The sequence below is a fragment of the Cellulophaga baltica genome (assembly GCF_900102165.1).
Lineage (GTDB): Bacteria > Bacteroidota > Bacteroidia > Flavobacteriales > Flavobacteriaceae > Cellulophaga > Cellulophaga baltica.
The window spans coordinates 1-24,939 of the sequence record NZ_FNBD01000006.1 but is presented as its reverse complement, the minus strand read 5'-3'; the positions used below and the strand labels follow the sequence as shown (position 1 = coordinate 24,939).

The window sequence follows — 24,939 nt, the reverse complement described above, 5'->3', positions numbered from 1 at the left end:
GTTCTGCGGTTTCCCGCAGTATTGCAAATAATTTATAAAGTAATGGAGAAATTGAGTGTGAAGCCCTAGTAAATGCTACTATATCTTCATTGTATCAAATAGCAAAAGTTTTAGAAGTTGATTTGAAGTATTCATTGAAAATATAATTAATTACAAGCGTTATAATCAAATAATTTATCAAACTTTAAAACTAAGGTTTCTTCATTAGTGAGTTCATTTTTATCTATATTTTTTATAACAATGAAAATGTATTTATCATTAAAATAACGAATTTCATATTTAGTATCTGGATATTTCTCCTGAATAAAGCACTTAATATATTTATTGTTTGTAAACGCCTTTGGCTGAGTCAAGGTAGCTTTATACATATAAAAAAGAATAACTATAAAAAAAGAGCATTGCACAACTATTAATCGATTTCCTTTTATTTTCTTGAATATCGTATTTTGAGACAAATCTTTTGATTTAGATAGTTTTCCATTTACATATGAAGCTATTCTAAAATATAGGACAAAATATATAGTCAGTATTGCACATGAAATTATTAAAATCCATAAATGACTTAATAAAGCTTTTGCTGGTTGGCTAAAAATTAATATTCCCGCTGTAATTAATAATATTAATGTAAACAAAATAAAAAACTTCCTCAGCCCACTTATAGTAACATTTCTGATTCTTTGAATGTGTGTTACTCCTTTGTTTATTTCAGTTTTATCTATGATTATAAGAAATGGATAAAATAAATATGCAACTAAACTTATAAGAGACAATAGAAAAACAAAAAGTAAACCATCTGAAATTACCTGTGTTATAGAAAAGAACCTGATATAATAAGTAGAAATTAAAGCTAATTCAAAAATCTGAGTAAGTCCTCCTAATAATGTAAAAATGAAAATGAATAGAATTTGATAATCTTTATATTCATTAATAAATTCTTTTATTTTTTTATGTGTCATAAAATTAGTGTGTTACCCAACAAATATATCATTTCTCTTTTCAATGATTTTTTATTTAAACCCAATCTTTGTTTATTTTACTATAATCTCTGTTTTATTCTCAGTCTTTTCAATTAACCCTAATTTACGTGCTATTAGAACTTGATTAAAGATACCTACACAGACACCATCCTATTGATATGCAAATACTTCAGCCCCAATTAGTTTCATGACACTAGAGTAAACAGCATAAACGTTATTCATATTCGCCTTGTATTGGTCTATGTTTGTAATTCAATGATTATGAAATTACCACGTTTTAAAAGCTGGCCATGAAAGCGGACGCTCGAATTTATATTATATCAGCATTTCTGCCATTACAATGCATTATAGAGACTTCAAATTTATCTAAATTTTTAAAGTAAGATGAAAAAATAGAGCGGATAAATGATACCAGTTATACGAACATTACGGAAGAGGAAAATTTTAGCATTAAATTGAACGATTTTGATAAAAGCACAGCCCCATTATCTATTACAATCCTCCGAAATGAAAAAGAACAAACGTTTGAATTAAAAAAATCAAAATTACTTTGAAAAAGTTAAACCCGCTGACAGTATCCATAATTGCGTTTACACAGAATTATAGATACTAATTTTAAAAAGCTCTCTTTTGAATTAAGTTTTATTTACTTTTATTAAGGAGCACCGCCAAATGAAATAAGGTTTTGGCACCGTAAACTTTCTTTATCGCTTTGATTCTTTTTTCCACAGAAGATACCGAACTAGGTCAAAACTATAATACGAAATATTATAGATTTTGCCATCTGAGGCAGTTGTCGCATATTTTGCAACAACTGAATTTTAAAGAAGCTCTTCAGTTTTAAATATATTTCTTAAGTTTCTATATATCAATTATTTATCCCTGTCGAACAAATTTGATATTTGATTTAAGCTCAACCAAATAGTATCATTTCGTAGTGTAACTTCAAGCTTTAAATCTTCCGAGTCCTTGTAGCTAATAATTTTACTCATAATGCATAATTTAACCTATTCATGGTAAGTATATTATGAAGAGAATACAAGATAGTATAACCTTGAACTAAATGGTCTTTTAAGGTTTGAGTCGCCCAAATACGGAATTGTGTGCCTTGTTTTGACTTTACTCTATAACCTACGGATATTATTACATCTAAATTATAATGCTCTGTTTGATATGTTTTACCATCTAAAGCAGTTGTCGCAAATTTTGCGACAACTGAATCCTTACTCAACTCACCTTCTTTAAAGACATTTTTATATGTTTACCAATAGTTTTGACATCTCTATCGAACAAGGTAACAATTTGGTTTCTATTTAACCATACCGTTTCGTTATCAAATTGAACAGAAACTTCTACTTGATTGCCTTTAGCTTGAAATATTTTTATTTCACTCATATTACTTTATTATTGAACTATTAAGGATTTCTCAATAGTTAATTTTTTCACTTCAATTAAGCAACGTAACCCTTGTATTCGTTCCTATATTCTTTAGCTATACTACTATTAGTACGCCTAACATCGATAGTATTAATGTCTATCTTTTGTTCTTTTTTAAATTGGCTAACTACTAAAAGCATCATCATTTTCTCTACATAACTCTCGTTTTCTAACAACTTAGTGTTTTGCAGAATCTCTTTATCTACCGCTGATTTTAATCCTTTTAAGGCTTCAATCAATTTGAGTTTGCTATCGGTTAACGGGTCTTTTTCCATTAAGCGTTTATGAATACGGGCATACTTCGCATCGTAATCATATTTCGCTTTTAATAATTGATTTTCGAGGGGAAATTCTATCAATATTTAAAAATATCAATTTACAACACATACAGTATCATTACTTATAATCAAATATCATAAAATGAAATCATCGAATACTGAGGAAAACCGCAGTGCGGTGTTATTTTTATAATAATCGTTGAAATTAGCTGCAAAACTGTTTTGGCAAAAGATCTTTATTTAGATTTAGTTACCAGCACCGCCAAATGAAATAGGGTTTTGGCTCCGTAAACTTTCTTTATCGCTTTGATTCTTTTTTCCACAGAAGATACAGAACTAGGTGTTATCCCTTTTTCTATAAAATGGTTTGAGATCTCTGGAGTTCTATATCCTTTTGATAATAGTTGAATTATTTTTTTGTCTACACGTTCCATAGTTCTAGCTGTTTACGGTACAAATTAATACTATATTTTGAGATTATACCTTAAACTAGGTATTTACTAGTATGTAAGTACCCTTTAATGATTCTTATAATCGGGCTGAGTACTAAAACCTAATTCATATTAAAGTAATACGATGAAATATGAGGTAACTTAAGAATATAAAGCAAACAACGATTGAAGCTCAGGATTGGAATGACTTCGTAAGAATTTTGCGAAGCTCAAACCCTTACCAATTAAATTCATCCTACATATACACAAATTAGCACACTGATTACCAGTCATTTATGTGCATAAATTAAAAAAACAGCTTTTTTCTGTTATGGCTACCTCTAGTTTTACGTTATTAAAGTATAATGAATAAAACCGATTTTAGACATACTGTATTTTCATTATCTGAACGCTTGTTTCCGATGGTTTCACGAATGCTTGGAAGTAGCGCAAATGCCGAAGATGCCATCCAGGATATCATGTTGAAACTCTGGGAAAAGCGAAAGCGTATCGCCGACCACCCTAACATTCAAGGTTTGGTGTTTTCAACAGCGCGCAATCATTGTATTGATATACTTAGAAAGAAAACCTTTACGAGTCAGGATGCTTCCTTTCAATTAGAGATTCTGACATCAGAAAATGATAGCGAAGAACTGGAGCGGAAAGAGCTAACAGTAATTATAAAAAAAATTGTTGCTAGTTTACCGGAGCAACAAAGAGAAGTGATACTGATGAGAGACTTAGATGGTTATGAGTTTACCGAAATAGCTTCCGCAATGCAACTTAAAGTTGAACATGTAAGGGTTTTGTTATCACGAGCAAGAAAGGTGGTAAGTGTACAATTGGAAAAAACGTATGATTATGGAAGAGAATAAAGCGGAACGATTAATCAAAAAATATAAGGAAGGACAAAGTACGCTGTCTGAAGAACAATTTTTGTTTGAAAATACTGAAAATTTAAAACCTTCTTTGAAGGCATGGACCACTTTTGTAAAAAACAACCAAACGGAAACCCCCAAAGATTTTAATGAGCACTTATGGGCATCTTTTGAAACTAAAAGAAACAGAAAGCGCAAGCTACTTATTGGAGCCCTAACTGTAGCAGCATCTGTTAGCGTACTAATCGCGCTGTTTTTCACCCATCCGGCCCCAGAAGAATTAAACTATTCTGAAAAAGAAGCTTTGTTGAACATCGCTCGAGAGATGGTACACCATACGGACCTGGCTGAAATTGAAGAGCGCGTTATTTATGAGAATGATATTGTAATTATTTACACCACGAAAGAAAAATAAATCAATTTTTTATTAATCAAACACTTAAAATTATGAGAAAACTAATGCTAACAGCTTGTGTCCTATTATGTTCAATTTCATTAGTAACAGCACAAGAAATTAAAATGGAAAAAAAGGATGATCAACCTAAGAAACAGCTGCATGTAAAGGTGAAAGAAGGTGCTGAACCCGATATTTATGTAGACGGCAAAAAGTTTGAGTTTAGTATGGACTTAATAAATAATGAGATGATTGCTTCCGTTGCTGTTGTAAAAGGCGATAAAGCGTTGAAAGAATACAATGCCCCTAATGGAGTTGTACTCGTTACCACCCATAAAAACAAGGAAGCAAACCAATCTAAGGAAGGAATTAATTTTAAAAATGAAGAACCTGTGATTCTTATCAACGGTAACGTTGCTACGAAAGAAATGCTTGATAAATTATCGCCTGACGCTATTGAAAAGATAGAAATATTTAAAGATGAAAAGGCTATAGAAAAATACGGTGCCCCAAATGGTGCTATAATCGTTACCACAAAGAAGGGAAAGAACTAATTAGATTGCTGAATCGCATTAACGGAATACGTCTATAAAAAATAGCTTAGGTCATGAACCTGAGCTATTTTTTTATAACAATTAAGTGCTGAAAAAAGTAATGCTAATAGAGCGCTAAGTTGTGCTATGTTAAACAGCTTATTTGTTTAGAAAAAGCGTAACTATATAGAATGGATTTTATGCAAAATGATGGGTCAAAATTTCAAAATTAGGTTTGTGTTTCCATCTTAAAAGCTTACACCTCTTTCCTAGCCTGAATTTCTTATCCTAACTGTTTTAGGAATTTTCACTTTACTTTTTGGATTTCATCTTATTTAAATCCTGTAATTATTGTAGCTTCTTCCGCTGCATAATCAATTTCTTGTTGCTTTGTAGTTCTCCAGTAATAACCTTTACTTAAGGAACTTTTATAAGCGTTATGTTTTAATCGTTCTGCAATTAAAAAATTTCCCCAAAGGTTGCCTTTATCTTGACGAACTTCTAAAGGTTTTAGATCGCCAATAATCATATTTCTCACTCCTGTATCGTAGAAATATTTTTTCTGATTCGTTTTTATCTCGTTTCTCAAGTTTTTATTAAAACTTGGTAATTTGAAAATAACATAAGCTTGGTACAGTAAATTAATATAATTAGACACTGTTTTCATATCTATACACAGCACTTGTGCTAATTCATCATAGCTTACCTCACTACCAATTTGGAATGCTAAGGCACGTAATAATTTTTCTAAAATTTCAGGTTTACAAATACCTCCATAACTCAATAGAGCGCTTACTAATCTGCTCTTCTAAATCTCGCTTAATCCTACACAGGGATTGTAATCTTCAAATACACTGTTTTTCAGGGATTATGTTCCCGTATTTTAGCTTTATTGGCTGTGAATTTTGTTCAAAATTTATAAAATTAGTGTTAACGTACCCATGAGCTTACGTCTCAAAGCAATTTAGTTTACGTACAATTAGAAAGTAGGAGTAATTGACAATAAGAGCAGCGAGCAGTTATCTAATTATAGAGCAGTAGAGGGTGATTTTTTTTATGTTATAAAACATTAATGTAGATAATAATGTTATTTTTAATGGAAAATTATAAGGTACAGAATGGCTTGGATTACATCACAAGATCAAAATATATTTAAACCAATACTGTTAAAGAAAATTATAAGGCTTTATCCAAATAGTATTAACTATAATATTGAAGCTGTTAAACCGAATAAAAATTTAGAAATCCAAGAAGCAAATGATTTGTTTTTTGTAGTAAACGTAAATGATTTTTCAGTCTTAAAAGCATTTTTTTTAATATGGTTTTTTTTAACATTGATGATCTATTTAATCACTTTCGATTTGTATGAAACACTATTCACTTTACCGTTATTGGTTTTTGTATTATGGGAAGTAGCCTTTAATTATTTAAACCCTGTTCAAGAAATTGTATTAGATCGTCTAAACGGAACAATTACTTATCCTAAGCGGTTTTTTTATAAAACACCTCATACTGTTCTTTTTTCTGAGGTTCAGTTTTTTGAGAAATTAGATAGATTTGAGAGTACGGATAGTGATAGGGACCGGTCGCAGTTTTTATATTTAAAACATCCAAGCAATAAGAAAAAGTTAAATTTGGCTACTATAAATATTTACGATCGTAAAAATGACCCTTTTGGTAGTCGATTAAATGAAGTGATGTCTTTTTATATTTGGTATATAAATAAAAACAGGCCTTTACCTCCAGGTACAGCTTTTGATCCTTATCGGAAAAATGATTTTGATAGAAGGCGTGATGAAGGTTTTTTAGCTCCTTTATATCCTAGTAGTATAAAAACCAGCGAAGCAAATAGTTATCAAGCAAAAGTTAAGTCAGATTATATTAAAAATAATAATTTTTAATTAAAAAACCTCGTAAATATCATGATTACGAGATTTTTTTGTGGAGCAATTTAAATAAAAAGTCGAGATATTTATTGAAGAATTTTAGCCATATAACTCCTAGTATTTCAGATTGAAATCTGAGTGATTAGGAAAGGATGCTTATAGTAGATTCCAATTATTTAATAAGTTTTTAAAAAATAATTTTCTTTATATCCGAGTAATCTCGACGCTTCTTAATGCAAGGTTTTATCTATATTAATTATAGCAATCAGATCTCTTAGAATATCTCAAAGTCCGTAGTATGGAAGAGTAATCTTGGTTGTAATTTTTTGTTACCTTTTATACTTTGGTTTCTCTAAAGCAATCGGATTTGGATTAAGTAATACCCATTTTGTGGCTAATTCACATAAATTTTCATGTGGTATGACTTGTCATTGTAAAATGAATTCTAGCACTAAGCTATATTTAATTCAGGAATTAAAAGGATACCATTTCAATGCTTTAATGTACTCAACGTATACCTGAAAAATCACCTTTTTTCTTTAAGCATTTCTGATAATTGAGGTACGCCTATAATATTTTCTATTTCGCCATTTTTTACCACAAATAGATCTTCACAAAGAAATTCTAAATCTTCATTTTCTTGGAGTACAATCGCGCCATGCATATTTAAAAAATCGCCATAATCTTCATCAGAAATATTTTTTGAACACACAAAGATTAACCCTTTTCTAGGAATAGAGACCAGTAATTCATCTGCACCTAACTTCTTATGAGCTTCTTGCAGGTGTTTTTTACTTAGTATTTTTTCAGAAGAGAATTGAGATATAGTACAAGATAGCACCTGAAAATTTAGTTTACTATCTAAATAATTCCAATCAATAAAAGGGATTTCAAGAGCATCTAAATTTATTTCACCAGTCAATCTTAGCTTTTTATAATCCTCTTCATTTTTATTTGAAGTCCGCACTTGATAAAGTGCGGGTCCACCATCTTCTACCTCCTTTTCATCGACCATAACATGACCAATTACAATCGGAGCAAAAAGGCCTTCCCTATCATGCATCATAGCAACAAGTTCATTTACCAAATCAAACGATTTTGTTTTTTGTGATAGTAAGGTAGGATATATTTTTCTATGGTCAATATCAGATACGTCAACGATGCTTTCTTTTCTTTTTGTTTGAGAAGAATTAGCTCTTGGTCTTACATTCACAAGTTCTTTGGGGCCTAAACCAAGTAATTTTCTAAAAAAATTCATACTCTATTTTTATATTAAAGCGTTATAATTCATTCTTAACGTATGTTCTAAGTATGAATGTGACTTCTCTTTTTAAGAGAAGTAAACTCTTAAAGAGGCTACTTCATCCTTTAAAATCTACTGTTTAATAATCTTTTTCAAAAACAGCAGTTACCGTTTTGTTTCCCGTCATAACAACATCTGCAATAAGCCTATTCCCTGATACATCTCCCGTCCAATGAGAAAACTTATACCCCACAGCCGGACGCGTAACCAAGCGCACTACTTCACCACTTTGAAAAGAGTTCTGATCTGTTTCTTCATTCCCAATTAGTTTTAAGACAGCTCCATTCGTTGCTGTTATAGTAAGTGCAAAATCATCAAAAACACCACTAGAAACAGTATTGATATTGGTATTCGGAAACACATTGATGGATAAAAAGGATAAGAATAGAATAAAAGCTATTTTTTTCATCGGGATGTCGTATTTCAAAAGTTGGTTATGTAGCATGAATGTCTTGGTCTAGAAACTGATTTTTTCCATTAAGATGTTGTGTCTTACGTTTTATCAAGGTTCATATGCTATAACCTTTTAAATTTATTTTTAGTATCGATGAACAGTGAAATAATGAGAACTTTTTAAATTATAGTTTACATACCAGAATTAAGCTACTCTTAATCTTGAAACGATAAAGTCGTACAAGAATAAACAACACAAATACTTATGGTATTTTCTAAATTGATACGCTGTCATTTCTCGTAATTTCTGGATTGATTCGTCCTTTGAACTAAAAGCTTTACCAAACAGCACTAGTAATAAATGACGAATGCGCTATACTAATTGCAAAATTACACTATGTAAGAAAAATTCCTTAATTTTGGAAATTATCCACTTAAATGGATTATATCCATAAGGAAATTAATCATTCATTTTAATCTTAAAGGAATGCATATAACGGAAGAACTTAATCAGGGACAACTAAAAGCGGTTACCTATGAGGGCCAACATCTACTGGTACTTGCCGGAGCAGGTACCGGAAAAACACGTACCATTATTGCACGTGCCGCGCACCTTATTGCCTCTGGCGTTGATCCTTCAAAAATACAAATTCTAACCTTCACTAAAAAGGCTGCTAATGAAATAGTAGAACGGGTAAAGGCTAGTTTACCACAATCTAATAGCCAGGCTATTAACGGTGCTACATTTCACTCCTGGTGTAATCAATTAATACTAAAATATCCCAATTTATTTGGTGCTGCTGCCTTTACAGTTATTGATCCAGACGATCAGTTAGGAATTATGAAAATGATGTCTGGCACTCATGCCGACACTTATGGGAAATTGCGGATAAAACCGCAGCAGCTGTTAGATATCTACTCGTATGCTAGAAATACCAAGAAGAACTTAACGGAATCTATACGCATTCTTCTCTTTAAAAGTAGGACCGATAAGGATACGGATTATGAGATTGCTGCAATGAAACCCCATGTGGAAGTCCTTTTGCGCGCCTATCAGCAAAAGAAAATGGAACAACGCTATTTAGATTATGATGATCTCCTATTGGTAGTCGCTACGCAGTTAAAAACAAATGCTGAGGCTCGGGAGCTACTAGCTCAAAACTTGGAATACCTGCTTGTTGATGAAATGCAAGATACCAATCCGCTACAGTGGGAACTACTATCGCCTTTCGTAGAAATATGCAAACTATTCTGTGTTGGAGATGACGCGCAATCTATTTATTCTTTTCGAGGAGCCGATTTTAAAAATGTGCATCAATTTAAAGATCGGGTAAAAAACTCTGAAGTTTATAAATTGGAAAAAAACTACAGGTCTACCCAAGAAATTTTAGATCTCTCTAATTGGTTGTTAGACCATGCTACTATTGATTATAACAAACGCCTAGCAGCAGTGCGTGGTAGCGGCGAAATACCAATTATTGTTAATGTAAATGATGAGTGGCAGGAAGCGAATTGGATTGCGGATGAAATCTTGAAAAACTATACGGACGAGGATCGTAGCTTTTCAGACCACTTAATATTATCACGGTCACAGTATTACACTAAATCCTTACAAGCCGTTTTTATTAGGCGAAAAATACCGTATGTTACCTATGGAGGTCGGAAATTTCTACAGGCTGCTCATATCAAAGATTTAGTGTCCTTACTACGGATTGTAAACAACCCCTATGATGAAATAGCATGGGTTCGGTTTCTGACCTTTTGGGAAGGTATCGGTGAAGTTAGAGCTTCACGAATCATGGCTGCCATCATTGCAGACGAAGGAAAAACAGACATTGCCACCTTATTAGCTGCGAATATTTCGGGATCTGACGGCCAAAGAATATCAGAACTGTACCAGGCCGTTACTCAAGAAAAAGGAAAGGTGGGTAAAATGGTAGAAATCTCCTATGAAGCTATGTCTCTAGGTTTAGCATTTAAATACCGGAAAGATTGGACCGAAAAGCGTAAATCTGATTTTCCTGTGCTTAAATTATTAGCCGAAAGCTATTCTAGTTTAGGGGAATTTATAGGAGAAGGCCTTTTGGATAATGCCGAAAAAATGAATGGTGCTAATGTATTGACGGAATCTAAATTAAGTACGGACGAGCAAAAAGATCATGTGATTATTTCTACCATTCACTCTGCAAAAGGTTTAGAGGCAGATGTGTGTATTGTACTGAATGTATCTCCAAAATCTTTTCCATCTGCTTATTCTCTGGACGATATTGATGCCATAGAAGAAGATCGTCGGGTGTTGTATGTAGCGCTTACGCGTGCAAAAAACAGATTGATCATTACTCGAAATACCGCATCTATTTCAGCAGTTCATGCAAGGTCTACGCCTACGCAGGATGGAAAAAATACCGATGATGCGGAAACCTATTTTTTAACAGGCCTGCCGGAAGAACTTGTAACACAGGAGACTGTTGGGCATCAATTTAATAGCGTCAAAGATGCGCCACAACCTAATACCATTGACTTATCGTCTGGGATGGACTTTAATTAATGCCCTAGCTTATGTCTAATAAAAATTATGCGGTCATTTCTATGATTAATTATGGCCGCAAACCTATCTATTTCAGAACCGTAGGTATCGTAATCCATAAATTTATTGGTGGAGATTGGACGTGTGTACTTTCTACTAGGATTAATCCAGAAGAGCGTATCCCCTTATACCTCCAAGAGGCAACAGGCCTAACAGATGTAACATTGTTAAATGCACCAAGTTTTTCAGAAGTTGCCGATACCCTTCTGAAAGAACTTCAAGGCTGTATTTTAGTAGGGCACAATGTTTCATTTTTACAGTATCATTTGAAAACGCAATTTCGGCATATCGGGTATGCTTTTGAGATGCCTCAAATATGTACCGTGAGACTCTCTAAGAAATTGATTCCGAATATGACATCCTATGAATTGCCTTATCTGTCTAGTGTCTTAGGGATTCCGTATGATGCAGCAGCTTCTTTAGCGGAGTCTAATGAAGCTACGAGTGCACTTTTTCAGAGGTTATTAGCCTTAGATGAAAACGAAGAAATAATAACAGCACTACTTCAGCCTAATAAGCCAAAATTAAAATACCGGATTCCCAAGCACATCACCGAGGTACAATTGGATCGATTGCCTAAGACCCCGGGAATTTATAAATTTCAAAATGAGCATAAAGAAGTTATCTATGTAGGAAAAGCTAAAGACATAAAAAAGAGAGTTTTAAGTCACTTTACGGCTACAACAGAAAAAGAATTGCTGTTATGTACTGCTACTTATTTTATTGATTTTGAGCCTATGGGAAGTGAGTTACTAGCCCTGTTGCGAGAAGCAGATTTAATAGCCAAGCTAGACCCCTATTATAACTATATTCAGAAGAAAAAACATATTACTTACTTGATTGTTCCCATCCGAAATAAGAAGGGAATTCTCCAATTAAAAGTAGAGAGAAGACCATTTCAACACACCCCTACAGAAATTTTCTTGAAACGATCTTTAGCTATTGAACGACTTGCCCAGCTTACTGAAAAATTTGAATTGTGCCCTAGCTATACCGGTGTGCACAGTGTAAAAACAAAATGTAGCACCGTGAGTTTTAGTAGTTGTAAAGGCATCTGTAGGGAAGAGGAAGCTCTTGAAGCATACAATGTCCGTGTAACACAGGCGCTAGATCATCTAAACAATGAGAATGAAAATTTCGTGATATTTGAAAAAGGCCGGAACAGCCAAGAACAAGGTGTCGTTTTGGTACTACACGGAGTGTACCAAGGCTTTGGGTTTGTAGACAAAAATGAATTGATACAAGGAATTTCTGACTTATTGCATGTCATTGATGCCAAAGAACACTCATACCATTCTGCTAAAATTATTTCAGCGTATCGAAAGCGTAATCCGTATAAAATTAAACTTTTAGACTCCGAAAAATAGACTAATTGAAATTACCTATAGATTATTGAATGCATTAAATTTTTAGCGAATTAGCGCAATAAAAGAGGTAGGATAATTGGAACTTTATATTTGAATAAATACAATTATCTTTAAACTTAGCCCTTATGATCGTTAGGCACCATACCGATGGATGGAAAATTATTTCGCATTACACGCACGCGTTATTGGCGGGTAAATTTGCCTATCAATTAAAACAAGAATTGCGGTATTCTCATTGGGTAGAAACGCTAACAGCCATCACCGATCATGACGATCATATGGTAGATTTTGATGCGACCAATTACTTGACCAACGTAGGGACGCCTAGAGATTTTATGATGGATGGTGGTTACGAGAGAGACGCTATTAAACACGCCAAAAAGTTATATGCGGCATCTAAGCAAAAATCTGGGTGGATTGTTTTACTAATCGCTCGGCATTTACAATTTCTGTATGGAAATGATTCCAACCAAGAAATGAAACAATTCTTGGCAGATAGCGCTGAAAAAAGTAAAACACTGCGAAAACTGTATGGGATCAATAAAAAAATTGAAGATGATTTGTATAGCATCCTACTTTTTTGTGATAGGCTGTCACTCATAATTTGTGGAGAAGAGGTTCCTGAAACGGGACGGAAATTGGAGATCAACACGTCAATTAACAACAAGACTTACAGCATCAACCGGAATGAAGATAACACCTTCCAAGTGTCTCCTTGGATTTTTGAAGATGACAGTTTTGAAGTCGATTTTGAGTATAAAATTCTGAATCAAGTAAATTTTGAATCTAACCAAGAACTAAAAGAAGTTTTGGAATCATCATCCGTGAAACTGCAGAAAATAAGATTTAAAAATTCAAATTAATTGGTACACTTGAAGTAATTCGTAATAGGATTCAGGAATAATAATCGGACTAAAAAAAAACATAAAAAAGCTCCTAATTTAGGAGCTTTCTTTGTTTCTGACTTGTATTACATCACATCTTCTAAAGATTTAATTTTTTCTAAATCTTCTCTAATCCATGTTATTTGCTGTCTAATAAGCGTCGCGATGGCTACGGGTAAATGCACATCTGATAATACTTCATTATATTCTTCAATGGCAGCTTTGTCTCCCCTAATGGCTTCTTCGAGCATAGCTTCATCATCGTCACTAGAAAATGCCGCTTTAATATCCATCCAAGTGCGGTGCAAAGCTCCAGTAACGCTACCATCTATATCCTCTCTTAAATTAAGAGCAGGTGCCGCAGATTTTAAACTGATAAGGAAATTTTTTCGTTCCAATGCTTTATTACTAAAATAGCTTTGGAGTCCAATTCCCTTTGCATTTTCGGCTGCTTTTTCATAGCCCATTATAGCATCTTCGTTCTTCTGGATTATTGAATTGATTTTAGTTTCGATCTCTTTTATATCTGAATTCATAATTTTTAATTTAAGTGGTACTTTCTATAGTACCGTTATTGATAACCTAAAGATACCCGCTGTGGAAACAATAAATTATTTCAATCAAAAGCGATTTTAACTTAAAAGAATTGCGTTGGCAGTAGTGCTTGTACGATGAATGTTTGGCCATTCATTTTGAAGCGTCTATTTCTTTAAACTCTTAAACGTAGGTTTGTCAGAAGCTCTAGGATCTTGTTTAAATGCCAGTTTTTTGGTCCAAATGGCAGCCATACTACAGTGTCCAAATTCTTCAGTTACTTTTCCATAGCACGCATACACACCCATACCATGAATAGGGTATTTATCTACCACATTGGTAAAATGTACCACATCAAAATAATCGCCTTCTTGATCTACAAAAGTACTCAGACGCATATTTTTATTGTTCTTAGTGGTATTAAAACGAGTGTTTACGAGAATGCCGTAAAGCAGTAGTTCTTTATGCTGGTGATGCTGCATGTCTTTAGCTTTAGCGTCGCTTAAAATTTCTTCTGATATCAAATCAAAATAACTATACAACGGAAAACCCAAGAGTTCTATTTGGTCATAGGCTTCTTCTACCCAACTATGCTCTAATTTAGGAAGCTCAAACTGTTTGTGTTTTGGTTTGAATAACGACGGATTCCCAGAGCGTTTCTTGAGGGCATTAATTTTAAAGATGCCTTGCCAATGCAGTTCATTCTTTGCAAGCCCTGTAAATTTAAAAGCTCCTATTCTAATTAGGATCGCTAATTGCTCAATGCCTATTACCACACGGTCTATAAAATCATCAAAAGATTTGAAAGCACCGTACAATTGCCGTTCTGTTAAAAACCGTTGTACCACCAAACTTTCTAGATTTTTTAAATAGCCAAAACCTAAGTAAATAGCGACTCCCCTAATCGTATTATGATGATCACTTAGATTAATACAAGGCGCATGTATCTGAGCCCCCCACATCCGTGCTTCGTGAATATAATGTTCTGTGCTGTAAAAACCCCCGCCATTATTTAGGACCGCCACCATAAATTCTAAAGGATAGTAGCATTTTAAATACATGCTCTGGTAACTCTCAACAGCATAAGACGCAGAATGCCCTTTAGCAAATGCATAGCCTGCAAAACTGGCAATTTGGTCCCATACCTCCGTAGTTAATGCATCAGGATAGCCTTTTGCCTTACAATTACTCCTAAACTTCTCTTCTACGCGGGTAAACTCTGCTCTAGATCTAAACTTACCACTCATGCCACGGCGTAACACATCTGCTTCTCCTAAATCTAAACCCGCAAACTGATTGGCAACTTTTAACACATCTTCTTGATAGACCATAATGCCATAGGTTTCGGGCATAATTTGCGCTAGAATAGCGTCGGCCTCTTTTCTGCGCTCTGGCTCCCGATGTCTGCGGATGTATTCATTTTTCATTCCAGAACTAGATACTCCAGGGCGAATAACAGAACTGGCAGCCACCAAGCCTAAATAATCATTGACTTTTAACTTACACATTAAACCACGCATGGCAGGAGATTCTACATAATACGCGCCAATAGCTTTTCCTCTGCTTAATAAGTTATTGATATTAGCATCGTTTTTAAATGTTTCTATTTGGGTGATATCTATCTCAGGCACATCAGGCCTATTCTCTTTGATAATCTCCATAGCCTCTTTAATTTTTGCTAAACCACGTTGTCCTAGAATATCAAACTTAAAAATACCCGCATCTTCCGCTATAATCATATCAAACTGTACCGTTGGAAATCCTTTGGGGGGCAAATCTGTAGCGGAATAATAATGAATAGGCTGGTCTAGTATTAGAATTCCGGCGGAATGCACACTTAAATAATTGGGAAAGTCTTTAATCAGTGCACTATATTTTAAGACCAGTTTTGCCATATCATCCAAATCATTCTTAGAAAAATGACCTTTACAGAGCTTGTCTATTTCTTCTTTTGGAAGGCCGAATACTTTTCCTAATTCCCGAACAACCGCTCTATATTTAAAAGTATTATAGGTGGCTAATAAAGCGGTATTTTTAAACCGACGGAAGATATAGGCAGTGACATCTTCCCGATCTTTCCAACTAAAATCGATATCAAAATCTGGTGGAGAAACTCGGTATGGGTTGATGAAGCGTTCAAAATACAAATCCAATTCTATAGGGTCTACATCTGTAATTCCTATAATATAAGCGACAATACTATTGGCACCACTACCCCGCCCCACATGCAAATAGCCTTTAGAATTGGCATACTTAACAATATCATGATTGATTAGAAAGTAAGACACAAAATCCATTTTCTTAATGGTCTCCAACTCCACCACCAGACGCTTACTCACAGCATCGGTACGGGTAGGATATCGTTTAGGCAAGCCATCTTCACAGAGTTGTTGCAAGAGGTTAAAATCTTCTTCTTTTGAGCTGCCAAATACCTGTTGGTTTTGAGAGACTCTACTTTCTCCGAATCCAAAGTTTACCTCGCATTGCGCCATTAAAGTCTTGGTATTCACTACCAAATGCGGAAACTCTTGAAAGGCTTCTAAGAGTTTGTCTTTGGGGAGCATTTGCTCAGACAAACGCCCCTCTTCTGTTTGTTGTAATTTACTTAATAAAGTGTTGTTGGCAATAGCACGTAGCAAACGGTGTGCATTAAAATCGCGCTTATTGCGGAAAGTAACTGGCTGTTGGATGACTAATTTATCGGTATAGGATTTGTATTTTGAAAAAGGTAATCGCCTTAAATTTTCTACGGAAATACCGATGTATTCATGCGCTTCAAAATCTACTTTCTCTAATTGTAACACATTTTCAAAAGGATAAATAATATATGCATGTTCAAATATTGGGGCTATGGCAGGTAGTTTGATACTTTTATGGGAGTGAAGAGACATAAACTCATTGAGTTCTCTAAACCCTTCATTATTTTTAGCGATACCCACATATAGCTGCTCTGCACCATTTCTAAAATCGATTCCAATAATAGGTTTAATACCATATTCCTTAGATTTTCTAACGAAATTCATACAGGCAGAGGTATTATTAATATCTGTTAAAGCTAGCGTAGCTATATGATTTGCCTGCCCCATCCTCAAAAGTTCTACTTCTGAAAAGGTGCCAAATCGTAAGGAATAGTATGAATGACAATTGAGGTACATATTATTGTTTTCGGTGTGCTAATACGATAGGAGGTTCTCCGCTAAATGGGTTGTGAAACCTACCAATGGTTTTTGCTCCCATAGAAGTAGCGCGCATAATGCTTTTCTCTCCATATTTCTTCCGGATATGATCCATCGCATGGTATAAACTGAGCATCTCTTCGGTATCATCAAAAAGATTAATCTGATAATTCCCCGTAACAATATCACTAAACTTCACGCCTACCAAGCGGATTAATAAGCGACGCTCATACAGGCGCTCAAACAATTCAACTATTTTAGGAATTAAAATATGATCTGCACTCGTATAGGGTATTTTAATTTGTTTGGAGTACGTCTGAAAATCTGAATACCGTACTCTCACCGCAATACAGGCGGTTAACTTGTCTGCCCTACGTAATTGATACGCCAAATTCTCAGCCATAGCAGTAATTGTGGTCCGTAATTGTACCATATTGGTGGTGTCTTTTGTAAAGGTGCGCTCTGTTGAAATAGATTTACGCTCGTGAAAAGGAATTAGCGGAGGCCTATCAATACCATTGGCACGTCTCCAAATGGTTTGCCCATGTTTTCCTAAGGCACTCACCATCATTTCTAAAGGCATTTCTTGAACAATATGTACTTTAGTAATGCCTAAGTTGCGAAGTGTCTGATAGGTTTTTGTACCTACTGATGGTATTTTCTGAATAGACAAAGGCGCCAAAAATTGTTTTTCTAGACCTGTATCTACCCGCATTTGATTGTTGGGTTTTGCTTCGCCCGTAGCTACTTTTGATACTATTTTATTAGAGGATAACCCAAATGAAATAGGCAATCCGGTTTCTTTGATAATCGTATTTCTTAACTCTGTAGCAAATTTATAGGTGCCAAAAAACTGATCCATTCCTGTTAAATCTGCATAGAACTCATCAATACTCGCTTTTTCAAAAACAGGCACACGTTCTTTTATAATCTCTGTTACTAATTGGGAGTGTTTGGTGTAGGTACTAGAATCTCCTTTAATAACCGTTGCTTCAGGACACAACTGCCTAGCTAATTTCATTGACATTCCTGAATGCACACCAAATTTCCTGGTTTCATAACTACAGGCAGCCACTACTCCACGGTCCCCAATACCCCCAACGAGTAAGGGTCGCTTAAGTAGTTTGGAGTCGGTTAAGCGCTCACAAGACACAAAAAATGTGTCTAAATCTAAATGTAGTATCGATTCTGTTTTCATTAGGACAAATTCCATTATTATGGAATATTTCCAAAATTAAATATTTTTCACATGCTAAGAGGAAGTTTAACACTATTGTTATTAACAAGGCAACTTGTACTACATTTAAAGTTGAGTGCGTGCAGCGCAATAACCGATAGACATAAAATAGCCAAACAAGAGTACTTTAGGCGTACCAGAAACAGATACATTCCCTAACGGATTTACCTATTTAGAGATCTCATAAATAAGCATCTAGGTTTCCATACTCAAAATAAATTACTATATTTAAAGTATGATATTCAAAAAAATAAAAGAATTTATAATTGAAAGCAAAACCAAATCGGGCTCATTTCAATTTGCTGCTATTTTAGCAGGTTTTCTAATCTACTTGATTGTTGCTGTTCTACAATCATAAACCTTCTTCATAGCCTTGTTGTTCTAACTAAGGCAGAACTTAGCGACTAACACTTCTTATTTTTGTTAAAATAAAACTTAACTTTTCCAACATATTATATAAAAGATATAATGAAGCTAAATTATGAGTGAATTAAAAGTAAAGACGAATAATTTCTTGTTTGAATACAGGAAAACAATAAGGTCTAAACTTTCTACTCAACCTGAATGGAAAATAGATTCGTTGATAAATGACTCAAAAAAATATGAAGTTCAAAAATTGACGGTTTCTGAAAAAATAGAATTAATTATTAAAGAAGATGACAACCCCTTTATTGAATTAGTAAATAAGCTATTGAGCAATATTGAGAAAGGACAAACCTCCGCAGTAAACAACTTAATTTCTAATATGACGAATGGAAAATTCTTGGATTCACTAGGAATACCTAATCAATAGGAAAAAAGCCAAACTTTAACACTTATTGAGAGGTTTACAGATGAATTGTGGGAAATAAAAAAAGCTGGTAACAGAACCTAAAATTAATGCGGAGGTTTGGGTTTAATCAAATGGTTTGCATAATTTTATAAGGTCGTCAAATCTGTTTGATTTGACATTTTAAAAACAAAAAAATAAACGCAAACAAAAAGCTTTGGCTTTGTGCTTAGACGGAAACTTTACAGTTTCCTTGGTTTCGCACTAATCTTAGCTTTGGCGTTGTGCTTCATTAGATAAAACAAAATTGAAACGAATAATAGCATCAAATAATGACTTTTGAATTAATAGTAAGAGGAAATGAATGGGGTGTACAATTAGATGTTAAGAAATTCCCTTTGTTTTGTCTTTCTTGCAGGAACTATTTAAGCGAAATGTACGAACATACTGGTTCTAGATATGGCCAAGTTGGTTCTGTAAAATGTGATTGCGGAGAAGACTTGATTTTGACTGATAGTGACAATATTGTTGAATACATTAACATTCATATTAGAAAACTAAAAACCGTTTTAGATTTTAAAGACTTATTTAAAATGCGTAAAGCTGACTTTGAAAAACTAAAAAGTGATTATGGTTATGATATTTACGAAAAGAACCTAAATAAACGTCTTGAACTTGATAAGTTAATAGCAGATATTGAAAAACACAATGGAGAAACTATATCGCCAATAGACACTGAGTTCCCCGCAACAATCGAAATACAAAAGTGGATGAGATTGATGGAGAAATAACGAAAGCACAACACTATATATAGCAAATTGGGCGATTAGTGTTTAATCGAAAGTAATCGCTTACTTGATTCTGCACTGCCCACAGCTGCAACATTACCAGCTATTACCAAACAAACACAATGAAAATAGAACCTTTAACAACAAATGAAATTTTATTTGACAGTTTTTTAATTGAAAATCTAAATTCCTTCGATGAATTTATTGAAATTTATGAAAAATATAAACATAATAATTCTGACAAGACAATAATCCTAACTCTTGATGATTTAGGACAAGCTGAATATACAAGTGGACATTCAATTCACTCAAACGACATTGATGAAACAGAAGGATATGATTTATCAGGGCTTGACAAAGCGTGTTTTGAGAATAATGAGCATTTAGGCTACCTTTCAACACCATCTGAATTTTTCATTAGGATAGGAAATTTCCTGAAACAAACAAAAGACATTGACTTCAAATCTGTTTGTGAAAGAGATTTAACAATTGATGAAGACGAAATTTCAATTTTAGAAAAAATTAATCTGTCGCCATTTGAATATTTAGACGAACAGATAATTCTCAAAATTGTTCCTGTAAAAAAACCATACGAAGGAATTTCCGGATTTCCGAATGGATACTTTGAAAGTGACTTAAATCCTTTTGAAAATTACGCTCTATCAAAACACTTATTTGAAAAATACAATTTTGAACTTTTTGGAATAGGTGCTTCATTTTTAGGGTTTATTAGAAATGAAAAATTGGGAGAAAATAAAGTAAAAGAGTTGATTATTGACTTGTCAAAATTGTATAAAACAACAGAATCAGCATTTGATAGATTCTCAGAAATAATTAAGGACAAAAATTATTTATTTATAAAATACATTGAATACTTGGAGGAATAAAAAACAGCAAGTAACAATAAATAAAAAACACAGGGCGTTTGTGCTAAACCGAAAGGTCTGTGAATATTAACAAAGTACGCTAAATATAAAATTTGGCGTTTAAATAGAGAAAATTAAAAACAAAATATAAAAATTCGGCTCTGTGTAAATCCGAAAAGTTAGTGTCTTTTTACACGCTACGTTTCATACACTGAGCCGTTGTAAATAATTTACAGAAATGACAAAAAATATTGATTCAGGAATTAGAATGATCCAAATATTAAGAAGAATTGGTTCAATACTATTTGTATACTTTTTTTTTCATTTATTAATTTCTGAATCTTACCATAGGATTGCAGAAAGATTAAGACTACCTGAATTAAAACATATCTATTCAGAAGGTATTTATAAAACTGCAAACGTAAATAATGATTATGAAATTCATAATCATTCACATTTAATTATTAAATATAATTTTGAGGAAAATAATGAAATCTACAAAAACAAATATACTCTAACAGAATATTTACCAAAAGATAACCAAGCTTTAGATAGAATATTTACTGTTCATTATTTAAAGGATAATCCGAAAAAAAATTCACTTAATATAAAATATGAAATAAGCCAAATAGAGAAAAGCATTCACGATTCATCTCTATTTTGGTTAGTCATAAAAATTTTGGGAACTATAATACTTGGACTGATTTTAATTACTCAAATAATTTCATTCATACAAGAATTTAAAGATTTTAATAACCCTATAAAAGTACCTGAATACCTTCGGAAATAAAAAAACGTTTTACAACAAAGCCTAAACGTAATGCGAAGTTTAGGGCATATTTGAAAGGTCTGTGTATATTAATGAGCTCGCAAAATCTTTGGAATTTTGCATTTGACAAGAAAAATTAAAACAAAATTAAAAATTGGCTTGTGGTTAAACCAAGATAATCGCTTGTTTTCTACCCCACTTGCCATATAATTAATATAACTTTAATTGGGTATGAAAAAACGAATTCTGACAATATTATCTATTCTGATTTCAGCACTTACTTTTGCGTGTGATTGTGATGATATTAATCCGATTTTGGAATTTTATTCGTCAGAATATGTTTTTGAAGGAAAAATTATTTCAAAAGTTTACGCTAATGATAGCTTGACTTATAAAGTTTCCTTTGAGATTTCAAAACATTATAAAAAAGGTGATTCCCCTAAAACACTTGAATTTGATGTCACAGCAGAAGAAGAGTATACTGGACAATGGACTTCTTGCGACTGGAGAGCAATTAAAAATCAAACTTGGTTAGTCTATGCCTATAAATACAAAGGAAATCTAACTTTTAGTGGAATGTGTTCTAACTCAAAAGTTATTGATTATAGACCAATTAGTTTGAGAGAACAAAAAATGTTAGATAACGGTAATTCATTTAAAATTCAGAATTATATTTTTGAATATGAGAGTGGATTTAATTACTGTATAAATGTAACTGATATAAATTCTATTCTCGAAAAAGGTAAAATAAAGGAATATAAAAATCAAACAACTCTATTGAATGTATCGATTGATTCAAATGGCAATTTAAAATCGGTATCAAGGCAAAGGGAGTTAATTAGAAAGAAAGATACTATCTTTAATATAACAACAAAAATTGAAGATGCCAATAGAAAACCAATTACGGAATTTGAAAAAGATGCGATTGAATTAATTGGTAACGTAAAAAAATGGGAAATAAAAAAACACGAGAAAACAGGAATTAATGTTCCGTATTTAAGACATATCTGGGTTTATTACGATTTAAAAACAAATAAGTGGAGTTATGAATTATAAAATACTTGTACTAACAATGGCTATTAGTAATTGCTTGTTCTTGCCTATTTCTGAAAATCCTCGCGGATTTTCTATGTTTGGCAATAGAGGCCAATTTGCAATTTATTAATAAATAACTACTGCCAACAGGATATAAAAAACATAAGGCATTTATGCTAAACCGAAAAGTCTGCGAATATTAACTAAGTCCGCTAAATAATAAACCGAAACGGTAGTACTAATGCACCTTCCCTACTTGCCATAGCCCATACCATACAACACAGATGACCGCAAAACAATTACCTGTCGTAATTTCAATAATTCTACTTTTAACGAGTTGTAGTAAAAAGCTATCAAATTTGGAATTTGAAAAGTCTGTAGCTTATGAAATCTTCCCAGCTCTGCTCGATTCTGTTCATTACGACAGAAGAATTCCTCCAAATTTCCCTCCACCTCCACCTCCACCTGTAAACATTAAGAACAAGGATTCTACAAATTTAGAATGGGACGAAACAAAATTAATTGCTGAATATGAAAAACGAAGAGTCGAATTAGAAAAGGACACGACTAAATTAGTTATTGCAATTGTGGATAGTACTTACAGAATAGATGAACAAACAAAAAAAAAGTTCATTAACTTTTATAAAGAATACTCAATAAAATTGGATACAATTAATAATGATACACCATATAAAATTAATATTTCGGATTTAAAACATAATGAAAAAATAATATTAAAATATCGCTCTGAATTACCTACATCGAGTAAAGTTTGGGATGAAAAGTATGATTTTTATTTATCCGGAATAACTGGATTTTCGAGAATACAATTTGACCAAACTAAAAGTTATGGAATATTAATTAGTGGATTTGGTTGTGGTAGACTTTGTGGATGGAGCGGAATATTTTTTATACGCAAAATCGATGGAAAATGGCAAATAGTCAAAATTGAAGTTACTGGTATTTCTTAAAAAATACATGTTGTTATATAACCTATCAACAATTCGGGTTTCTGGCGCTCCTGCCTGCAAGCACAATCGTAGCGTTTGTGTATATTTATAATGTCCGCAAGATCTTTTGGGTTTTGCTATGTACTCAGATCAAAATGATCAGCTTTCGCTCTACATCTCTTAAGATTATTGAGAGACCTATATACAAAAAATAAGAAATGAATAAATATCTGAAACTTACAATAATAATTGGTTTTGTAGGCTGTGTTTCATTTTTGATTGCATTGGCTAGTGGGTATACTACCTATACTGATTGCGAATTTTACAAAGCAAGAAGAACCAGTTTAGTTCCAATACTAATTATAGTTTTGGTAAGTTTAATAACTGGAAAAATACTGAAGATGGACAAAGATTTGGTATATATATTTGTTGGTACCGTATTCTTTGGCTCGTTCTTTATCGTCCCTCATTTATATGATAAAAAGTATGAAGAGTTGTTACTAAGAGAAGAAAATAAGACCACTAAGGCTATTATAAAAAATATTAATTATCAACAGTTTACTACATTTTTGAAGTTTGAAACAGTTCCTCAAAAATTTACGGCAACATTAGCTTTGAAAAAAAAGAGTGATATTAGAACTCTTAAAGAGGGAGATACAATTTTAATAAAATACGCTATAAGTTGTGCATACCTTATAGGCTTCCATAATTTATCTCCAACTAAAGATGAGTTGAAGCTTTATGACTAAAATATTAAGTTATGGTGATAGATTTTAGTATTGATTGCAACATTTAAATCGTCTGAACTTCTGAAAATTGTAAAATTAGAATGAAATGTTATTGGCTTTCTTTCTGTCTTTTGATTTCAACAGGGCCTCTCATTCACTCTCTTACTTATAGGAATATATAGCTACCTTAAAAAATGAAGAAAGCAAAATAGATTTTTAGAGCTGCTAGCCGACTCAAGTTTTATTTCTTTTATTGTAACATTTTGTTCTAAAATTAAACCTATATATAACGCTAGCTACATTTAAAAAAATCTAATTAATTGAAAAAAATAAAACCAACATTAAAGAAAAGCCTCTACTTACTTATTCTAATTTTCATCGGGATGAATAGTATAGCTTTTTTTCACGCTTATAAGTTTACTCATTTTGATAGCAACTCTATTCAAAAAACTAAAAAACCAAAAGAGCTTACGGCTTTTGAAAAAACTAATACTCTTTTGTTTGGGGTAAATAATCCAAAACCAACAAATAAAACCTTCCCAACTCAAAATTATGAAACTATTAACATAGGATTAGATTTCGAAATTGAATGTTGGAGCATTAAAACTAATAATTCTAAAGGAACTGTTATTCTTTTTCATGGTTATGTAGGCTTCCCTAAAAATAGGACAGTTTATAATTCGAATTTACTAACTTTAAATTCAAACTGTCACAATGAAAAACAGCAAATTTAGCGAGA

At 32.9% G+C, this 24,939-nt stretch carries 26 protein-coding genes; 15 read left to right on the top strand and 11 right to left on the bottom strand.

The window, feature by feature from the left end; genetic code table 11:
• Positions 1-146: 146 nt before the first annotated feature.
• From BLQ19_RS11300 to BLQ19_RS11285, 5 genes are all read right to left on the bottom strand, one after another.
• Positions 147-956: a hypothetical protein gene (locus BLQ19_RS11300; protein ID WP_074538412.1), complete on the bottom strand. Its 810-nt coding sequence runs from the start codon at positions 954-956 to the stop codon at positions 147-149.
• Between the two features lie 1,009 nt (positions 957-1,965).
• Positions 1,966-2,208, bottom strand: coding sequence for a RhuM family protein (gene rhuM / locus BLQ19_RS21600; protein WP_074538411.1), 243 nt, complete (start codon positions 2,206-2,208; stop codon positions 1,966-1,968).
• Positions 2,205-2,372 (bottom strand): virulence RhuM family protein, encoded by a 168-nt coding sequence (locus BLQ19_RS21595; protein WP_254788342.1) that lies wholly within the window; start codon positions 2,370-2,372, stop codon positions 2,205-2,207. Before BLQ19_RS21595 ends, rhuM begins: the two co-directional genes overlap by 4 nt.
• 56 nt (positions 2,373-2,428) lie before the next feature.
• Positions 2,429-2,773, bottom strand: a complete 345-nt coding sequence (locus BLQ19_RS11290) for a hypothetical protein (protein WP_074538410.1) — start codon at positions 2,771-2,773, stop codon at positions 2,429-2,431.
• A gap of 155 nt (positions 2,774-2,928) precedes the next feature.
• A complete protein-coding gene (locus BLQ19_RS11285; protein WP_024480765.1) occupies positions 2,929-3,126 on the bottom strand; it encodes a hypothetical protein in 198 nt (65 codons plus the stop codon).
• Positions 3,127-3,488: 362 nt separating this feature from the next.
• Between BLQ19_RS11285 and BLQ19_RS11280 the strand changes: the two genes are divergently transcribed.
• The 3 genes from BLQ19_RS11280 to BLQ19_RS11270 are packed head-to-tail and all read left to right on the top strand — an operon-like array spanning position 3,489 to position 4,949.
• Positions 3,489-3,998: a GFO_1088 family ECF-type sigma factor gene (locus BLQ19_RS11280; RefSeq protein ID WP_074538409.1), complete on the top strand. Its 510-nt coding sequence runs from the start codon at positions 3,489-3,491 to the stop codon at positions 3,996-3,998.
• A complete protein-coding gene (locus tag BLQ19_RS11275) occupies positions 3,985-4,416 on the top strand; it encodes a hypothetical protein (RefSeq protein WP_139150245.1) in 432 nt (143 codons plus the stop codon). Before BLQ19_RS11280 ends, BLQ19_RS11275 begins: the two co-directional genes overlap by 14 nt.
• Before the next feature lie 32 nt (positions 4,417-4,448).
• The gene (locus BLQ19_RS11270; protein ID WP_074538407.1) at positions 4,449-4,949 is read left to right on the top strand and encodes a hypothetical protein; all 501 of its coding nucleotides are present in this window, start codon (positions 4,449-4,451) and stop codon (positions 4,947-4,949) included.
• 310 nt (positions 4,950-5,259) lie between these two features.
• Here the strand turns inward: BLQ19_RS11270 and BLQ19_RS11265 are convergent, their stop codons facing one another.
• Positions 5,260-5,712, bottom strand: a complete 453-nt coding sequence (locus tag BLQ19_RS11265) for a DUF4143 domain-containing protein (protein ID WP_074538406.1) — start codon at positions 5,710-5,712, stop codon at positions 5,260-5,262.
• A 334-nt stretch (positions 5,713-6,046) separates the two neighbouring features.
• On the opposite strand from BLQ19_RS11265, the gene BLQ19_RS11260 reads away from it, so the two are divergent.
• The gene (locus tag BLQ19_RS11260; RefSeq protein WP_074538405.1) at positions 6,047-6,829 is read left to right on the top strand and encodes a hypothetical protein; all 783 of its coding nucleotides are present in this window, start codon (positions 6,047-6,049) and stop codon (positions 6,827-6,829) included.
• Between the two features lie 511 nt (positions 6,830-7,340).
• Here the strand turns inward: BLQ19_RS11260 and BLQ19_RS11255 are convergent.
• Both BLQ19_RS11255 and BLQ19_RS11250 read right to left on the bottom strand, forming a co-directional pair.
• Positions 7,341-8,072 (bottom strand): hypothetical protein, encoded by a 732-nt coding sequence (locus BLQ19_RS11255; protein WP_025615112.1) that lies wholly within the window; start codon positions 8,070-8,072, stop codon positions 7,341-7,343.
• Positions 8,073-8,196: 124 nt separating this feature from the next.
• Entirely contained in the window at positions 8,197-8,526 is a 330-nt protein-coding gene (locus BLQ19_RS11250; RefSeq protein ID WP_074538404.1) for an InlB B-repeat-containing protein, read from the bottom strand.
• 471 nt (positions 8,527-8,997) lie between these two features.
• On the opposite strand from BLQ19_RS11250, the gene BLQ19_RS11245 reads away from it, so the two are divergent.
• From BLQ19_RS11245 to BLQ19_RS11235, 3 genes are all read left to right on the top strand, one after another.
• Positions 8,998-11,058 carry an ATP-dependent helicase gene (locus BLQ19_RS11245; protein ID WP_074538403.1) on the top strand — a complete coding sequence of 687 codons (2,061 nt, stop codon included), beginning with the start codon at positions 8,998-9,000 and terminating at the stop codon, positions 11,056-11,058.
• 11 nt (positions 11,059-11,069) lie between these two features.
• On the top strand, positions 11,070-12,464 hold the full coding sequence (locus BLQ19_RS11240) for an exonuclease domain-containing protein (protein ID WP_074538402.1): 1,395 nt from the start codon (positions 11,070-11,072) through the stop codon (positions 12,462-12,464).
• A gap of 125 nt (positions 12,465-12,589) precedes the next feature.
• Positions 12,590-13,327, top strand: a complete 738-nt coding sequence (locus BLQ19_RS11235; RefSeq protein WP_074538401.1) for a DUF3891 family protein — start codon at positions 12,590-12,592, stop codon at positions 13,325-13,327.
• 107 nt (positions 13,328-13,434) lie between these two features.
• Here BLQ19_RS11235 and BLQ19_RS11230 read toward each other — a convergent pair whose 3' ends face one another.
• From BLQ19_RS11230 to dinB, 3 genes are all read right to left on the bottom strand, one after another.
• The gene (locus tag BLQ19_RS11230; RefSeq protein WP_024480755.1) at positions 13,435-13,884 is read right to left on the bottom strand and encodes a ferritin-like domain-containing protein; all 450 of its coding nucleotides are present in this window, start codon (positions 13,882-13,884) and stop codon (positions 13,435-13,437) included.
• 165 nt (positions 13,885-14,049) lie between these two features.
• A complete protein-coding gene (locus BLQ19_RS11225) occupies positions 14,050-17,037 on the bottom strand; it encodes a DNA polymerase III subunit alpha (RefSeq protein WP_074538400.1) in 2,988 nt (995 codons plus the stop codon).
• A 1-nt stretch (position 17,038) separates the two neighbouring features.
• The gene (gene dinB / locus BLQ19_RS11220; protein ID WP_074538579.1) at positions 17,039-18,256 is read right to left on the bottom strand and encodes a DNA polymerase IV; all 1,218 of its coding nucleotides are present in this window, start codon (positions 18,254-18,256) and stop codon (positions 17,039-17,041) included.
• Between the two features lie 520 nt (positions 18,257-18,776).
• Here dinB and BLQ19_RS11215 point away from each other — a divergent pair.
• From BLQ19_RS11215 to BLQ19_RS11180, 8 genes are all read left to right on the top strand, one after another.
• Positions 18,777-19,088 (top strand): hypothetical protein, encoded by a 312-nt coding sequence (locus tag BLQ19_RS11215; protein ID WP_074538399.1) that lies wholly within the window; start codon positions 18,777-18,779, stop codon positions 19,086-19,088.
• A 308-nt stretch (positions 19,089-19,396) separates the two neighbouring features.
• Positions 19,397-19,855, top strand: coding sequence for a hypothetical protein (locus BLQ19_RS11210; protein WP_025616532.1), 459 nt, complete (start codon positions 19,397-19,399; stop codon positions 19,853-19,855).
• Between the two features lie 119 nt (positions 19,856-19,974).
• Entirely contained in the window at positions 19,975-20,739 is a 765-nt protein-coding gene (locus BLQ19_RS11205) for a hypothetical protein (protein WP_034668078.1), read from the top strand.
• A gap of 217 nt (positions 20,740-20,956) precedes the next feature.
• Positions 20,957-21,508, top strand: coding sequence for a hypothetical protein (locus BLQ19_RS11200; protein WP_025616534.1), 552 nt, complete (start codon positions 20,957-20,959; stop codon positions 21,506-21,508).
• Positions 21,509-21,718: 210 nt separating this feature from the next.
• Positions 21,719-22,543, top strand: a complete 825-nt coding sequence (locus BLQ19_RS11195) for a hypothetical protein (RefSeq protein ID WP_074538398.1) — start codon at positions 21,719-21,721, stop codon at positions 22,541-22,543.
• Between the two features lie 263 nt (positions 22,544-22,806).
• Positions 22,807-23,493: a hypothetical protein gene (locus tag BLQ19_RS11190; RefSeq protein WP_074538397.1), complete on the top strand. Its 687-nt coding sequence runs from the start codon at positions 22,807-22,809 to the stop codon at positions 23,491-23,493.
• Positions 23,494-23,690: 197 nt separating this feature from the next.
• A complete protein-coding gene (locus BLQ19_RS11185; protein WP_074538396.1) occupies positions 23,691-24,221 on the top strand; it encodes a hypothetical protein in 531 nt (176 codons plus the stop codon).
• Positions 24,222-24,520: 299 nt separating this feature from the next.
• The gene (locus BLQ19_RS11180) at positions 24,521-24,934 is read left to right on the top strand and encodes a hypothetical protein (protein ID WP_139150243.1); all 414 of its coding nucleotides are present in this window, start codon (positions 24,521-24,523) and stop codon (positions 24,932-24,934) included.
• Positions 24,935-24,939 lie beyond the last annotated feature (5 nt).